Origin of the sequence: Litchfieldia salsa (genome assembly GCF_900104555.1) — a bacterium.
GTDB classification, from domain to species: Bacteria; Bacillota; Bacilli; order Bacillales; family Bacillaceae_L; genus Litchfieldia; species Litchfieldia salsa.
Map to the genome: position 1 here is coordinate 573,869 of NZ_FNJU01000002.1, position 16,656 is coordinate 590,524.

The following is a 16,656-nucleotide window of genomic DNA, read 5'->3' on the forward strand; positions in this document are numbered from 1 at the left end:
AATAACTATGTTATCTTTCACTCTCAAGGATCAAGACCTTTTTATTACTGCAATCATCTTATTCATAAAGATGACAAGCAACAAAGTGGTCTTTTTCCACTTCCTTAAATTGAGGCACTACTTGTTTACAAATTTCCGTTGCTGCAGGACATCGAGTATGGAACACACAGCCAGTAGGTGGATTTGATGGACTAGGTAGCTCTCCTTTTAGTACAATACGCTCACGTTTAACACCCTTGCTTCCTTTAGGCACAGGAACAGCAGAAAGTAATGCTTGCGTATATGGATGTAATGGGTTCGCATAGAGATCTACTTTATTAGCTAACTCCATCATCTGACCTAAATATAAAACTGCAACTCTATCACTAATATGACGAACAACACTTAAGTCATGCGAGATAAAGATGTAGGTAAGTCCAAAGTCTTTCTGTAAATCCTGCATCAAATTAATGATTTGTGCTTGAATTGAAACGTCTAATGCGGAAACAGCTTCATCAGCAATAATTAAATCAGGTTTTAGTGCTAATGCTCTCGCAATTCCAATACGTTGACGCTGTCCACCGGAAAACTCATGTGGATATCTATTAATGAAGGATGAATTTAATCCAACAGTTTCTAATAACTCTTTTACTTTCTCATCACGTTCTTTAGGTTTATAAAGATTATGTGTATTCATCGGCTCTTTAATAATAGAACGTAATGTTTTTCGTGGATTTAATGTAGCAAACGGATCTTGGAAAATCATTTGGATGTCTTTACGAATAGACTTTCTAAGCTCACTTTCACCCATATGACTAATATCTTGACCCTTAAAGATGATTTTCCCTTCAGTAGGTTCATACAGACGAATGATTGTGCGACCAGCCGTAGATTTACCACAACCAGATTCACCAACGATCCCTAGTGTTTCACCTTTTTTAACCTTTAGAGTAATACCATCAACAGCCTTTACATTTCCAACTGTTTTTTGAAGCAATCCAGCTTTAATAGGGAAATACTTCTTCATATTTTGTAATTCAAGTAAAGTAGTTGTTTCCTCTTTTACTTGTTGCTCTTTTTCAAGGTTTGTTGAGTCAATCATTTAGCTACCTCCCTATCCTCATGTAAAAAGCATCGTACAGAACGATTTCCATTTATTACTTTTAATTGTGGTTGTTCTGCAAAACAACGGTCAAATGCTTTGGAACAGCGAGGAGCAAAACGACAGCCCTTTGGCATATTTTCAGGTGACGGTACATTTCCTTCAATTGATTGTAAACGAGATATCTCACCATCAATAGAAGGTACTGAATTCATTAGACCCTCTGTATATGGATGAAGAGGCATTTCAAATAACTCATCAACTGACGCTTCTTCCACAACTTGTCCGCCATACATTACTACAACTCTTTCAGCAATTTCTGAAACAACGCCTAAATCATGAGTAATTAATAGAATAGATGTATCGAACTTTTTACTAACTTCTTTCATCAAATCAAGGATTTGAGCTTGAATCGTAACGTCTAGTGCAGTGGTCGGTTCATCTGCAATTAGAAGCTTTGGATTACAACTCATCGCAATCGCAATCATGACTCTTTGTCTCATACCACCTGAAAGACGGTGCGGGAATTCACTTACTAATTCAGCAGCTCGAGAAAACCCTACCATTTCTAATAACTCAATCGCCTTTTTTGTTGCTTCATTTTTCGACATTTTTTGGTGATAAGTTAAAACCTCAGTAATTTGCTCTCCAATTGTTAAAACTGGATTTAAAGAGGTCATTGGTTCTTGGAAAATCATAGAAATTTCATTTCCTCGTACTTTACAAAGCTGAGCTTCATTTAAACTCACAAGGTTTTTACCTTCTAGTAAAATTTCACCTTCAACTATCTTACCAGCCGGACTTGGTACAAGTCCCATTATGGATAGCGAGGTAATACTCTTACCTGAACCAGATTCACCAACTAGTGCAACCGTTTCGCCTTTGTTTATTTTAATGTCAACGCCATCAACAGCTGGGATAACTGTCTTCTTTTTAAAAAAGTGTGTCTTTAAGTTTTTCACTTCTAGTAATGTAGACATATCCAATTTCACCCTTTTCTACACATGATCCATTCAAAGAATCTGTTAGAGTATTAATTATTCTGAAAATTTAAATAACAGATCATACAATCTATGATTTTATCAATCTATATTCAACTAAACAAAATTATCTGAAAATAACAATACTTGTATTTTATTATATATATTTCGCAATATCAAGTTTATTTTTAAAAATTTATTAATATTGAATTTTACAACTATTCTTTCATTTATTATTCTATTAAAACTATTCTGAAATTGCAAGACTATTTTAAAATTTTAATTTCCACTTAATTTTACTGAACAATACTTAGGAACACTTAATAATAATTCTTTTTCAAAATAATTTACACTATTAAGAACTTATCATACTTATATAACATCAACATCAATTATATTATGGAAGGGATAACAATTTTTTAATAATTTCTTAACATTTGGCTTGTTTTCTAAATTTTTAAAATATTAATATTATTTAAAGATAACATAATTTCGCACTTTAACGCTTACATGCACTAAATTAGTTTTTTTCATTACACAAAAAAAGAGGTTGCCCCAAAATTAAAGTGCCAGGCACCACTTCTCAGTATCTAGTGGAAGAATCGAGCTTCATCCATTAGATAGAGGATTGGTGTTATCAAACACTTATGGGACAACCTCTTAGAATTTAAATTGAACTATATTTGGCAAACAATTAATTGTTAACCTTAGGATCCAGCGCATCTCTTAAGCCATCACCAACAAAATTGAAACAAAGCACAGTTATTAAAATCATTAACCCTGGGAATAAAGGGTACCACCATGCAGTTAGCATTATAGTAAAGTTCTGTGCATCTTGGAGCATATTACCCCAACTTGGTGTTGGTGGTTGGATACCTAAACCTAAATAACTTAGTGCAGACTCTGCCAAGATTACCCCACCAATCTGCAATGTCGCAGAGACGATAATTGGGCCCATCGCATTGGGAAGGATGTGAGAAAATATAATTTTGTAACTTCTTGTGCCAATCGTTTTTGAAGCTAGAACAAATTCTCTAGTACGAAGTGATAAGAACTCACCACGCACTAAACGTGCCGTCCCCATCCAACCAGTTAACGCGAAAATAAGAATCAATTTATCTACGCCTGGTTGAAAGATGGTAACTAGAGTAATTAAAAGAAATATACTAGGAATTGATAATAATACATCAACAAAACGCATTAAGATTGCATCTAGCTTTCCACCAAAATAACCTGCTAAAGATCCAATTAATGTTCCAATTGTAATTGCTCCAAATACAGAAGCGAATCCAACAAGCAACGAGATTCTTGCTCCGTAAAGCAAACGAGTTAATAAGTCTCGACCAAATTTATCAGTCCCCAGCAAAAACTCAGAGCTTGGTGGCTTTAATTTATCTAGTAGTCTTTGCTCCTCAAAGGAATACGGCGCAATAATAGGAGCTAATATTGCTGCCATGATGATAATCGATAGAATAATTGATCCAATTACCGCAAGTTTATTTTTTATAAATTTTCCAATTATAATCTTTGACATTGTATCAGGCTTTTCACTGATACCTTGGTTCAATGTCACATTTTCCGACATATTTGGTGTCAGGTTTGGTTGCGCCAATAGATATCTCCCCCTTCTTAATACTCAATTCGCGGATCAAATACAGCATACAAAATATCAGCTAGTAAATTTCCAATTACAACAAAGACTGCAGATATTACTGTTAATGCCATAATCACGGGATAATCACGTTGAAAGGCAGAATCAAAAAACAATTTCCCAATACCAGGCCATGCAAATACTTGTTCAACAATAACGGCTCCACCAATAAAGGTTGGTAACATCAAGCCGAAAATGGTAATGACTGGTATCAACCCATTTCTTAAACCATGTTTATAAATTACTTTACTTTCCCTAAACCCTTTTGCTCTGGCAGTCCTCATATAATCCTGTTGGATAACCTCCAACATGCTAGTACGAGTATATCTCGTCAAACCTGCCATATCTGCTGTAGCAAGCACAAATGCAGGTAATATTAAATGATGCAACCGGTCCCATATACTAAACGGTTCGTTTAATGTATGTGTACCACCTGTTGGAAACCAACCTAAATTGACAGACATGAACATAATCAATATAAGTCCGAGCCAAAAGTTCGGTGTTGCTAGTCCTAAAAACGATGTGATTGTAACTGAGTAATCGAGTTTAGAGTAAGGCCTCGTTGCTGATAAAATACCAAAAGGAATTGAAATTAGAACAGCTAATAAGGTCGAGACCACCATTAATAATAATGTATTAGGAAGACGATTAATAACCATTTCACTAACTGGAGTCCCTTTACGAACTAAAGAAGTTCCAAAATCGCCTTTCGCCATATTACCTAACCACTTTAAATATTGTTCGTGTATCGGATCATTCAGTCCATATTTTTCAATAAATTTCTCTCTGTTTTCTGGCTTTATATTCGGGTCCATCATTAACGCCGTTGGTCCACCTGGAGCCATCTTGACTATTGCGAACGAAATGATAGTAATTCCTATTAATAGAGGAATAGCCATTATGATTCTACGAATAATATATGTCGCCATCTCCAATTCTCCTTTACACATTTTTTTATTTATTTTGAACGACTTATTAAAAATTCGTTAGTTTTCAAATTAAAACATTCGTCTACTTTTTTTAAAAGTAGCTGGGGGTGCATATATTATACGTCTTTAAAAAACAGAAAAAGGAAGGGAAAATCCCTCCCTTTTTTAAAGGTTTAATTAGGTTAGTTTATTCTGCTAACCACCATTTGTTAGCATCATAGAAATCGCTCTTTGCGTTAAACACATAGCCTTGAAGATTTTCCGGCATTGCGCGATGTACGTTTGGATAGTATAAGAATGTGTATGCTTGATCTTCAGCAATGATTTTGTATATTTGAGAATAAAGTTCTTTGTATTCATCTTGATCAATTGTTGTTTTAGCTTTTTCCATTAACTTATCAGCTTCTTCGTTTTTGTACCAAACAAAGTTTAAGCCTTCTTCAATTTGATTTGAATGGAAGATATCAGACGCATCCGGGAATGTTGATAAACTCCATCCTAATACTAGGGCATCATAATCCCAGTTAGGTGCTGAAATTTGCTCAATATATGCACTCCACTCAACGATTTCAGGTGTTGCTTCAATTCCAATTTCTTTAAATTGTTGTTGTAATACTACAACAATATCTTCACGGATTTTGTTACCTTGGTTCGTTTTAATGACAAATGAGAATTTCTCTCCATCTTTGTCAAGAATTCCATCACCGTCTGTATCTTCCCAACCTGCTTCAGCAAGCAATGATTTTGCTTTTTCTGGATCATATTCAAATACTGGTACTTCATCATTGTATGCCCATGATAATGGAGACTCTGGTACGTTAGCTATTTGACCATCACCATTCATTACAGCATCAACAATTTCTTGTCTGTTTACAGCATGTGTTAAAGCTTGACGCACTTTTGGATCTTGGAAACGTTCTTGCTGTTGGTTAAATCCAAGGTAAGTATAAGATAGAGCTAAATCAGACTCAATTTTGATTCCAGAGAATCCTTTTGCAGTTTCAATATCTGTTCCTGGAACAACCATGAAATCAATGTCTCCTGCTTGTAATTGAGCTAATAGAGAATTTTGATCAGGTACAATTTTGTAAGTGATTGAATCTAGATATGGACGACCTTCATGATAATCATCATTCGCAACAACCTTAACATACTCTCCATCTTTCCATTCTTCGAATTTGAATGGCCCAGTTCCTACTGGAGCTTTAGTATTGAACTCATTTTCACCTAATTCACCCACAGGTACGTCTTTTAAAAGATGTTCTGGTAATACTGCATAGCTAAGTGTAATTGGATAGAAAGTAACATCAACTTTATTTAATTTAAACTCTACAGTATAGTCATCAATTTTTGTTACACTTTCTAAAGACTCAAAATTGGAACCACGCTCACCAATATAGTCTTCTTGAAGAGGAATGCTGTAAGAGAAAACAACATCATCCGCTGTCATTTGCTCTCCATCATGGAATTTAACATCTTCTCTTAATTTGACAGTAAAAGTTAAACCATCTTCTGATTGGTCAACACTCTCAGCCAAATCCATTTGAGGCTCGAACTTCTCGTCCGAAGTCAAAAGACCATTATAAATTAAGCCTTCGATATCAGAACTTGGAACGTCAGTTGAATAGTAAGGATTGAAAAGGGTAGGTTCACCGATTGATCCTGCAATTAAATCTCCACCTTGTACTGGTTCACCACTCGGCTCCTCAGCTGGTGTTTCTTCAGGTTTTTCTGCTGGTTCCTCCGCAGTATTTCCACCAGAACAAGCAGCTAAAAATAATGACATTGCAAAAGTTAAACAAAGTAAAAACCATGCCGATTTTTTAAAATTCATTATAATTTCCCCCTATCATTTTGATTTAATATAAAAAAGTAAATTCTCTAAACCTTTCCCCTATCCGCTACCGCCCCCTTTCAAGGTAGATTTCAAATTTAATGCTTATTCATACAAATGGCAGGCAACAAAATGTTCTTTATTTACCTCTTTAAATTGCGGGATAACTTGTTTACATATTTCAGTAGCAGCAGGGCATCTTGTATGAAACACACAACCAGTTGGTGGATTTGATGGACTTGGAAGCTCACCTTTCAGGACAATTCTTTCTCTTTTAACACCATTTCTTGACCTTGGTGTTGGAACTGCTGAGAGAAGTGCTTGTGTATAAGGGTGAAGTGGTTCTGTATATAGATCAGTTTTTGGTGCAAGTTCCATCATTTTTCCCAAATACATCACTGCAACACGATCACTTATATGTCTGACAACACTTAAATCATGAGAGATGAAGATATAAGTCAGTCCAAATTCACTTTGGAGATCCTGCATTAGATTAATAATTTGGGCTTGTATTGAAACATCCAACGCTGAAACAGCTTCATCAGCAATGATTAGTTCAGGTTTTAACGCCAATGCTCTCGCAATGCCTATCCTTTGCCTTTGACCGCCGGAAAACTCATGGGGATAACGGTTAATGAAAGAAGAATTTAATCCTACTGTATCTAGTAACTCTTTAACTTTTTCATCTCTGTCCTTTTTAGAGTAAAGATTGTGCGTATTCAATGGCTCTTTGATAATCGAGCGTAATGTTTTTCTAGGATTTAATGTAGCAAATGGATCCTGAAAAATCATTTGAATATCCTTACGTACCGTCTTTCTTAAGTTATTTTCAGAAAGATGAGAGATATCTGTGCCTTTAAAGATAATTTTCCCTTCTGTTGGTTCATACAAGCGAATAATCGTTCTGCCTGCTGTCGATTTACCACATCCTGACTCTCCAACAATACCAATTGTTTCACCTTTTTTTATTTTCAATGTAAGTCCATCGACTGCTTTTACATTTCCTACTTGTTTTTGAAGTAACCCAGCTTTTATCGGAAAATACTTTTTAACATCAATTAATTCTAAAAGTGTGCTAGTTTCTTCATTTTTTATGGTAGGAACCTTAGTTTCTTCATTAACTGATATCATTTAACGTCCCCCTCATGTAAGAAACAGCGAACAGAACGACTCCCAATTACTTTTAATTGTGGTTGTTCAGTAACGCAACGGTCAAATGCTTTTCCACACCTTGGAGCAAACCTGCAGCCTGAAGGCATATGTTCTGGAGAAGGGACATTCCCTTCAATGGATTCTAATCTCGATATTTCTCCATCTATCGAAGGTACCGAATTCATTAATCCCAATGTATAAGGATGAAGTGGATCTTCAAAAAGATCATCAACAGATGCTTCTTCTACTACTTGCCCTCCATACATGACAACAACTCTTTCAGCTATTTCAGAGACAACACCTAAATCATGAGTGATCAATAGTATCGATGTATCGAACTTCCGACTTACTTCCTTCATTAAATCTAGTATTTGCGCTTGAATCGTTACATCTAAAGCGGTTGTAGGTTCATCCGCGATTAAAAGCTTTGGATTACAACTCATTGCGATCGCAATCATTACCCTTTGCCTCATACCCCCAGATAATCTGTGTGGATAATCACTTATAATTTCTGCAGCTCTGGAAAAACCGACCATCTCTAGGAGTTCAATCGCTTTTTTAACTGCCTCATTCTTAGATATTTTTTGGTGATAGGTTAATACTTCTGTTATTTGTTCCCCAATTGTTAACACTGGGTTTAATGAAGTCATTGGTTCTTGAAATATCATTGATATTTCATTGCCACGAACTTTACACAAATCTTTTTCTGAAAGATCCACAAGATTTCTACCATCCAATATAATTTCTCCGTCAACAATCCGGCCTGCTGGACTTGGAACCAATCCCATGATGGAAAGAGAGGTAATACTTTTACCGGAACCCGACTCTCCTACAAGAGCAACAGTTTCACCTTTATGTATAACTATGTCAACACCATCTACTGCGGGAATGACAGACTTTTTCTTAAAAAAATGAGTTTTAAGGTTTTTAACTTCTAATAGAGGAGACATTTTCATCCGTTCACCATCCCTTATCAATTATTGAACGACAATTAATTAGATAGAACTATTAATCTATGAAAACTTGCAATAATAACCCAATGGAAGATTTAAAATAATGAATGTTCAGAAATATCACAATTTATAAATATATAATATTACAGTAAGATTACGAATTCAAGTTAATTTTTATAATTTTATTAATTTTGTAAAAGTTTTGTCTATTTTTTATTATCGCAATATTCAATTATCCTTATTCTGAAAAATTACTTTTAGTCACCTTACATTAACGCCCTTATAAATAACCCTGATTTCCAAACGGTTAACGTCATCTTTAAAGATTTCTCTATTTTTCTAAAATAATGTAAGTACTAGATTTTAATAGTATTCGGTTACCGAAAAAAAATTATAAAGTAAACGCTTTCTTTCACAAATAATGTGAGAAAATCTTACAAGTTCTTATATTAAAAAAGAATTTTTTCACATTTTAATAGATGAAATCCTCGGATTATGTTGAAAAAAAGAGAATAGCCCCTAAGCTATTCTGTTGTAGGTGAATTAGGTGTTTTCAAGATGAATTCTTCTGAAGGTAACTCAATAATATCACTGACCTTTAGATCATTGTTTCTTAAATATTGATTTACAAGATGATACCCAACACAATAACCTAACATTTTAGGATAATGACCAATTCCATATAAAAGTCTATGATATAAATGATCCTCTTGTGTAAGATTTATGTTCGGCAAGATTAATTTAATCCAAAATCTTTCGAGTTGTTTTGTTGAATAGTAGGTGGTCCAGTTCGCCATTTCTGTTTCACCTAATCTTTCTAGAACAGCATTCTCTGCTAAACCTTCAAGGATGATTGTATCTAATAGATGATACTTTCTCTCATTTTTTTTGTTTTTAGAAAGTCTATAAACATGATTATATTCATGTGTAAATACAGCTTTAACCTCTTTTGCACTATTAGTATCCGAAAGAAAAAGAAATAACTTATCACTGAAGGCTATCCCCGATTTTCCATTATAATCTTTCGTTATCATTTTGTTTCTTCGATCAGAAGGTAAAATAAAGATCGGTATATTAGGTACATCCCATTCCTTTTTCAAAGCTTTTCTTTCTTTGCTAACAATCTCCCAAAATTCACAATTAATAAATGCGTTTAAGTGATCAGTCTTATTTTTCTCTGGCTTATACATTCCATTCATACTTAGGAAATCATAGATCTCAGAAGCAGTTACACCCTCATTTTTAAAATAAGCTCTAATTTTTTCACAAATTGTAATTGGATCATCATAATGATTTTCCAACCAACGCTTTGTATTAACTAGTGTCATCAGTCCACACCCCAATTTTTTTGATTACTATTTAAGGTATGCATTGATACTAAAGAAGTGAAATCTAAAAAAAAATGAGACTTTCCCCAAAAGCAGCGGAAAGCCTCAAAATGAATTACTAATTATATTTCTTAAAAATAATGGTTGCGTTATGTCCTCCGAAACCTAGTGAGTTACTAAGTGCAGCTCGAACTGTTTGTTTTCTTGCCTCGTTTGGAACATAATCTAAATCACATTCTGGGTCTGGAGTTTCATAATTAATAGTTGGAGGAACAATATCTTCATTAATTGCCAGGATTGAAAAAATTGCTTCTACTCCACCTGCGGCGCCTAATAGATGTCCTGTCATTGATTTTGTTGAGCTAATTGCCAATTTACCAGCATGCTCTCCAAACACTTCCTTTATAGCCAATGTTTCAAATTTATCATTATACTCTGTACTAGTACCATGAGCATTTACGTAATCAATGTCACTTGGCTCAAGACCCGCGTCCTGAATCGCTTGTCTCATTGCTCTTACTCCACCCTCACCATTTGGAGCAGGCATTGTAATATGATGAGCGTCTCCAGTCGCACCATATCCAACAATCTCAGCATAAATCTTTGCTCCACGTGCTAACGCATGCTCTAACTCTTCAATAACAAGAATTCCGGCACCTTCACCCATTACAAATCCATCTCTATTTTTATCAAACGGACGACTTGCTGTTTTTGGATCTGGGTTAAACGATAGTGCTTTTGCAGAACAGAAGCCTGCAAATGACATATTAGTTAGGGGAGCTTCAGTTCCACCAGTAATCATAACATCTGCATCACCGCGTTGAATGACTTTAAATGCATCACCAATAGAATTTGTTCCTGTTGCACACGCAGTTACTGTACATGTATTTATACCTTTTGCACCTAGCGCAATGGATACTTGTCCCGCTGCCATATCTGGAATCATCATCGGAACATAGAATGGACTCACTCGGCGATAACCTTTTTCTAAGAAGATCTTATGCTGTTCTTCATGAGTTTCCATTCCGCCAATACCTGAGCCAATCCACACTCCAACTCGAGGTGCAATTTCATCTGTAATTGTTAAATCAGCGTCCTTCACTGCCATAAATGATGCTGCTAACGCATATTGTGTGAATCGATCCATTCTACGAGCATCTTTCTTTTCCATAAAGTCTTCAGGATTAAAGTCCTTAAGCTCAGCGGCAACCTTTGCAGGTAACCCTTCTATATTAATCCTAGTTAATGGCCCTATCCCAGAAACACCTGCTAGCGCGTTTCTCCATGAAGTTTCAGTATCATTTCCAATCGGCGTTAAAGCTCCCAGTCCTGTGACTACTACTCTTTTCTTTTCCAATGAGAGTCAGCTCCTATCTATTATTTTAAACTTTCGTTTATTTACCCCATCTTAAAGCAATGGCTCCCCATGTTAAACCGCCACCGAAGCCAACCATGACAATTACATCATTATCATTTATCTTTCCAGCTTCTACTTCTTCATATAATGAAAGCGGAATCGACGCAGCAGAAGTGTTCCCGTATTTATGTACGGTCTTTGACATCTTTTCTTCTGGAAGGTCTAAACGTTGTCTTGCTGCCTCCATAATACGAATATTTGCTTGATGCGGAATTAAGAAGTCCACATCTTCCTTTGATAAACCAGCCTTTTCGAGTACACGGATACTTGATTCACCCATTTGTCGCACAGCAAATTTAAATACTTCCCGTCCATTCATTATAATATACTCATCCTGGTATAAATGCTTTCCACCTGTGCCATCGGCTCCTAATTCAAAGGCTAAGATCCCTTTGCCATCTGATACTGGCCCTAGAATGACAGCACCTGCCCCATCACCGAATAAAACAGCCGTATTTCGATCTTCCCAATCAGTAACCTTAGATAGCTTTTCAACACCTACCACTAGGACATTTTTATAACTACCAGATTCAATAAACTGCTTTGCAGTTGCAATTCCATACATAAATCCAGCGCATGCAGCACTAATATCCATAGCTGCTGCTTTAGATGCACCCAACTTTTCTTGTATCATACATGAAACAGATGGAAAAGGTCGATCTGGAGTAACAGTTGCTACTAGTATTAAATCAATGTCTTCAGGCTTGATGCCAGCCTTTTCAATGGCTTCAATACTTGCATGGAACGCCATATCTGATGTATTAATGTCATCGGATGCAATCCTTCGTTCCTCGATCCCAGTCCTAGTACGAATCCATTCATCAGAAGTATCAATCACCTTCTCTAAATCATGGTTAGTCACTATTTTTTCAGGAACATAACGACCAATTCCTAAGATTCCAGCTTTCATATTCGCATCTCCTTAAACATATCTATTTTTCTTTAACATAAATTTTATTATCAAATATTATGACTTGGTACTAATTTTAATCTATTTTATCTTGGTTAGCAACAATTTGATTTCAACTTAATAATAATTCAGTTATTTTAACGTGACCAAATTAGTAAAACCAATTTTAATTTTTCCCACTCAAGGATACATGTCTATTACACTTTGGTGCATTTTACATAAATTATAAGTAAAGGTATAGAAAATTTTAATTATAGAGTTCAAGGGGGTGTTCATTATGGACAATGAAAAGGAGAAAGAGCAAGTAAGCAAGGTAAGCGAGGTAAGCGAGGTAAGCGAGATAAGCGAGAAAGATGAAGCAATTAATTACGGAGATCCTTTTACAAGAATGATGTTTGGCGCTAATTCAATTGGTCGCTTTCGTGAAAATCACCAGGATATTGTAGATGACAAACCTACAGCTGACTTGGATAAAGATTCAACTCAACAACAAATTGATTATAATCAATACTATCAATTAATGCAGCAGGTTGATGACATTATAGGAACAGTAGAACGGATGAAGCCTGTTTTTAGAGAGTTATCACCTCTTTTAGATTTTTTTAAAAAATGGAAATAAAAAAGATGCTGTCCCAAAGTGCCAGGCACTTATGGGACAGCATCTTTTTTTACTTATTCCTGCTCATTCTTGCCTAGTTCATAAGCATCATTCATTACCTTTGTTAACAATGACATAAATGGTTGTAATTTGTCCATTGTCATTTCAACACCAAGTTCATCTAACATTTCTTTAGCCTCTGGTAAGTATTTCATTGCTATTTGCATAAACTGCATTGATTTTTCCTGTTGTTCCATTTCATAACACTCCTCTTGTTTTTAGTTGGTTTGATTAGGAAGTAGTCCACTTTCTGAGTATTCTTGGATGTAAGATTCTATCTCCTTTTGTATGCCCTCACCTACATTTGAACTATACTTTCCCATCGAAATAACTCCATCTGGAAAATCAAAAAATAAATTACCCGAATCTAATTCGCCTCTATTGAACCGATCAGCAACTAATTCATATAGAACATCCACATGCTGAACTGTACTAGTTAGAACTGTACCTTCGCCTAAATCGGACTGATCTGATACAAATCCTATTGCATAAAGCCCTTCTTCTCTTAGCCTTTCAATTACAGGTACATTATATCCGTCACCAGCTGCGTATACAACATCTACACCATCTTCTAACATTTCATCCAACAATAGTAATGCCTGTTCTCTATCATCCCAGCTTTCAACAAATTTAATGTTGACATTCACATACTCATTTTGAAATGAGGCTCCTTCAAAAAAGCCATTTACTTCAGGCTGCCATTCATATGCAGCTAATATTCCGACATTCTGGGTTTCTGTCATTTCACCGGCAACCATACCACCAAAAAAGCCCATAGCATGAGCTTCAAAGTTTAAGGAAGTAGTATTCTCTTTTTTCGCTTCTCCATTAAAAGAGATAAACCTTACATCAGGATATTCATCAGCAATCTGATTAAAATATTCTGCATATTCATTCCCATGACCAAATATAAGATTTACATCATTTCTGACATATTCTTCAACTGCCTCCGTAGTGGCATCCAGATTATTTATTCCTTCTTTATAAAAAATATCAATCTCAAACTTTGATTGAATCTTCAATAATCCTTTATAACCTTTTGTTCCCCAAACCTGGTCATTGATTGTATCCGGTACTAACATTCCAACCTTTTCTAATTTCCCAGTAGAATTTGATTGACCACAAGCTGCTAAAGTAAATAATTGTATAATAACGAATATAACTAAAAAAGGCCTGTACATGTTTTCAACTCCTTTATACATAAGGATTAATCCCTAAAATATGTACACTTTCCCATTATATATTTTACATTGACCACTTACGAAAGTAAAAGAAAAAATGCAAAATGATTATTTATTGTAATTAGATAACCATTTTGCATATTCATATTGGTTTGTTATTCCGTCAGATAACGAGGTAGTTTTAGCCACTCGAACATTATTTTTAGAAGATGTGTTTTCGTTACGTTTATCAAACTCTACCCTCTCAGTCTCTAAATCTTCAAATTTACCCTTTAATATTAACTTTAACCCCTCAATCCATAGGTTACTCATCCCGCTAGAAAGGGTTGCAGTCCTTATCACTTCAGGTTCTTTCACAATCTTAATGATTTCGTTAACTGCATCATCAATATATAAAATGTCATTTGAATAATCACCAGAACAAATGACAAATTCCTCATTATTGATTTCCGCATTTATTGCCCTCTGAAAACATCTATCATTTGGTTGCCATGGTCCGTATATCATGGGAAGTCTAATAATAGAATAATGAACAGGTAGCGATTGTACATAATCTTTAACAACCTGTTCGATTGGACTTTTTCCCTGTTTTCTTTCTTCATTTAGTTCAGTTGATGAGATAATGACTATTTTACTTTTTTCTGATTGTCCACAAGCTTGGATTGCTTTTACTAACTCAGCTTCAGTTGCTACTTTCCTTTGAAGTGCATCAGATCCTTCCACATTGTCATTTAAATCTAACAATGAAAAAAATATAACATCTGTATCACTTGAAAGTTGTTCGTATCTATCTTCTATATTCATGTCGATGAATCGAAAATTGGCATTTCGACCTATCTGTAATATTTTTTCTTCTTCTAGGCTGTTATCACATGGAGGAAGATCCATTGCCTCAATTAAAACTCCCTCATCTAGCAAACGACAGCAAAGCCCATAACCTACGAATCCTAAAGCTCCGATGACGACTGCTTTTTTCATACACATCTCTCCAGTACTAATCATTACTGTATGTTATGCACACAATCGCAATAATAGTCCCAAAGATGCTAACTTATAAGATTGCTCAAAGATCATTTTCATTTTCATTATAAAATTTACATATTGATTGACCAATGCTAAAACGTTTATCAGATAGATAATAGGTTAGGATAATCGGAGAATTTTTTTCTTGTCTATATTCTTCATAAAAGCGGCTATGTCTATTAGGGTTGAAAGAATAGTTAGTTGTAGTTTGCCAGATTTTCACTGGATTCTCTAAAGATAGTTCAATACTTGGCAGTGTATCACTAAGATTCTTTTTTTCAGAGTGGTTAATTCCATAGGCATTTCGTAATTCTTGAACCAAGCTTTTATAAAAGAATTTATGCTCTTTTTCATCTTCTAAATGCCTTTTTAAGCTTATACAAGGATTCATCATTGCCACTGAGCGTACATCAACTACATTTTCATTCATTAATTGTAATGCAATTAATGCACCCATTCCTTCTGCCAAGATATGAATTCGATGATTTAAGATCTCTGTTTTCATCATAATATGATAAAGTCTTACTGCAAGCGAAACTGCAGGAGGACTCCCCCAATTTCTTCCGTATAGATTTGAATAAAATACCGTATATCCTTCTGAAAGTAGATATTCTATAATCTGGTATCTTCCTGAATTTTGTAACCAAAAGCTACTGGATTCTTCCACAAAATGATTTTTGTCACCAATGATAAACACAGCAAATCCATTTGGTTTCTTAGGAATATGAGCCAGGCACCACTCTCCATCTAGCTGAAAAAAGCGAGAATGCATAAATAAATTCCTCCCTCTCCTCATAAAAAAGCTAATTACAAACATATTGTATGTTTAATTTTTCATTCTGAAAGGGGAAATGCCTACAAAGATTGTAAAGTAGACACTAATCCAGACTAAAAGGAATGGCACCTATTTTCAAACTACATAAAAAATGTTTTATATTATATCCACAGTATGGTAAAATAAGATTATTATTTTGGGAAAATGTGTTTAAATTGAGGTGAAATGTATGCGTTATTTCTGGACTTTTTTCTGGACATTCTTATTAATACAAATGGTATCATATGTAGTGTCTTCAATGCAGGGCGGAACATATAATTTTATGTTGTCAACGACCATTGCAATTGTTGCAGCTGTCTTCATCTTCATAACAGCAGCTTTATTACCAACACCTGAAACAACAGAAGAACATTAAACTGTACGTACATAGAGGCTGCCCCTTTTGGGACAGCCTCTTGTTCATTTAATTAAAACTTAAACTCAATCGCTATCACGCGGTTTTGTCTGATATGACCACTTACGCTCATGATTAGAATTTTCAGGAAATGGATCCCCTGCTTTTAATTTAATTCTCTTTGGCTTCTGAACAGGATCTCCTGTATCACCAATTTCAATATAAATTCCATTATTAGGTGCTTTCTGACCAGCTCTAAACTGATGACTTTGTCCCATCATAATCCCTCCTTCAAAAAATAATCAATATTACTATGCCCTTAACAGCCATTTATTATAGAAATTTGGTTTCATAATGAATGTCCTTTACACATAGAAAGTAATATAGTTA

Annotated in this window: 17 protein-coding genes; 2 read left to right on the forward strand and 15 right to left on the reverse strand. The window is 35.0% G+C overall.

Annotation, left to right across the window (positions count from 1 at the left end):
- Positions 1-58: 58 nt before the first annotated feature.
- From BLQ56_RS06580 to BLQ56_RS06625, 10 genes are all read right to left on the reverse strand, one after another.
- Positions 59-1,081: an ABC transporter ATP-binding protein gene (locus BLQ56_RS06580; protein WP_090851180.1), complete on the reverse strand. Its 1,023-nt coding sequence runs from the start codon at positions 1,079-1,081 to the stop codon at positions 59-61.
- Complete coding sequence (locus tag BLQ56_RS06585; protein ID WP_090851183.1) at positions 1,078-2,061, reverse strand: ABC transporter ATP-binding protein; 984 nt, start codon at positions 2,059-2,061, stop codon at positions 1,078-1,080. The genes BLQ56_RS06580 and BLQ56_RS06585 overlap by 4 nt, the downstream gene beginning before the upstream one ends.
- 694 nt (positions 2,062-2,755) lie before the next feature.
- Positions 2,756-3,646 carry an oligopeptide ABC transporter permease gene (gene opp4C / locus BLQ56_RS06590; protein ID WP_090851385.1) on the reverse strand — a complete coding sequence of 297 codons (891 nt, stop codon included), beginning with the start codon at positions 3,644-3,646 and terminating at the stop codon, positions 2,756-2,758.
- 44 nt (positions 3,647-3,690) lie between these two features.
- Entirely contained in the window at positions 3,691-4,641 is a 951-nt protein-coding gene (locus tag BLQ56_RS06595) for an ABC transporter permease (RefSeq protein WP_090851186.1), read from the reverse strand.
- Positions 4,642-4,828: 187 nt separating this feature from the next.
- Complete coding sequence (locus BLQ56_RS06600) at positions 4,829-6,475, reverse strand: peptide-binding protein (protein ID WP_090851189.1); 1,647 nt, start codon at positions 6,473-6,475, stop codon at positions 4,829-4,831.
- Positions 6,476-6,580: 105 nt separating this feature from the next.
- Positions 6,581-7,606, reverse strand: a complete 1,026-nt coding sequence (locus tag BLQ56_RS06605; protein WP_090851192.1) for an ABC transporter ATP-binding protein — start codon at positions 7,604-7,606, stop codon at positions 6,581-6,583.
- Positions 7,603-8,577 carry an ABC transporter ATP-binding protein gene (locus BLQ56_RS06610; protein WP_090851388.1) on the reverse strand — a complete coding sequence of 325 codons (975 nt, stop codon included), beginning with the start codon at positions 8,575-8,577 and terminating at the stop codon, positions 7,603-7,605. The genes BLQ56_RS06605 and BLQ56_RS06610 overlap by 4 nt, the downstream gene beginning before the upstream one ends.
- Before the next feature lie 527 nt (positions 8,578-9,104).
- Entirely contained in the window at positions 9,105-9,908 is an 804-nt protein-coding gene (locus BLQ56_RS06615; protein WP_090851194.1) for a DUF2268 domain-containing putative Zn-dependent protease, read from the reverse strand.
- Between the two features lie 118 nt (positions 9,909-10,026).
- A complete protein-coding gene (gene fabF / locus BLQ56_RS06620) occupies positions 10,027-11,265 on the reverse strand; it encodes a beta-ketoacyl-ACP synthase II (RefSeq protein ID WP_090851197.1) in 1,239 nt (412 codons plus the stop codon).
- Between the two features lie 37 nt (positions 11,266-11,302).
- Positions 11,303-12,235 carry a beta-ketoacyl-ACP synthase III gene (locus tag BLQ56_RS06625; protein ID WP_090851199.1) on the reverse strand — a complete coding sequence of 311 codons (933 nt, stop codon included), beginning with the start codon at positions 12,233-12,235 and terminating at the stop codon, positions 11,303-11,305.
- 277 nt (positions 12,236-12,512) lie between these two features.
- On the opposite strand from BLQ56_RS06625, the gene BLQ56_RS06630 reads away from it, so the two are divergent.
- On the forward strand, positions 12,513-12,854 hold the full coding sequence (locus BLQ56_RS06630) for a hypothetical protein (RefSeq protein WP_090851202.1): 342 nt from the start codon (positions 12,513-12,515) through the stop codon (positions 12,852-12,854).
- Positions 12,855-12,907: 53 nt separating this feature from the next.
- Here BLQ56_RS06630 and BLQ56_RS06635 read toward each other — a convergent pair whose 3' ends face one another.
- The 4 genes from BLQ56_RS06635 to BLQ56_RS06650 form a co-directional block, all read right to left on the reverse strand.
- Positions 12,908-13,090: a ComZ family protein gene (locus BLQ56_RS06635; protein WP_090851205.1), complete on the reverse strand. Its 183-nt coding sequence runs from the start codon at positions 13,088-13,090 to the stop codon at positions 12,908-12,910.
- Between the two features lie 21 nt (positions 13,091-13,111).
- Positions 13,112-14,074 (reverse strand): BMP family ABC transporter substrate-binding protein, encoded by a 963-nt coding sequence (locus BLQ56_RS06640; protein ID WP_090851208.1) that lies wholly within the window; start codon positions 14,072-14,074, stop codon positions 13,112-13,114.
- A gap of 108 nt (positions 14,075-14,182) precedes the next feature.
- A complete protein-coding gene (locus tag BLQ56_RS06645; protein ID WP_090851210.1) occupies positions 14,183-15,052 on the reverse strand; it encodes an NAD-dependent epimerase/dehydratase family protein in 870 nt (289 codons plus the stop codon).
- A gap of 85 nt (positions 15,053-15,137) precedes the next feature.
- Positions 15,138-15,869, reverse strand: coding sequence for an alpha/beta fold hydrolase (locus BLQ56_RS06650; protein ID WP_090851213.1), 732 nt, complete (start codon positions 15,867-15,869; stop codon positions 15,138-15,140).
- Between the two features lie 232 nt (positions 15,870-16,101).
- Here BLQ56_RS06650 and BLQ56_RS06655 point away from each other — a divergent pair, with 232 nt between their 5' ends.
- The gene (locus tag BLQ56_RS06655) at positions 16,102-16,287 is read left to right on the forward strand and encodes a YjzD family protein (RefSeq protein WP_090851214.1); all 186 of its coding nucleotides are present in this window, start codon (positions 16,102-16,104) and stop codon (positions 16,285-16,287) included.
- A gap of 65 nt (positions 16,288-16,352) precedes the next feature.
- On the opposite strand, the gene BLQ56_RS06660 is transcribed toward BLQ56_RS06655, so the two are convergent.
- Complete coding sequence (locus BLQ56_RS06660) at positions 16,353-16,544, reverse strand: YjzC family protein (RefSeq protein ID WP_090851217.1); 192 nt, start codon at positions 16,542-16,544, stop codon at positions 16,353-16,355.
- Between the last annotated feature and the right edge of the window lie 112 nt (positions 16,545-16,656).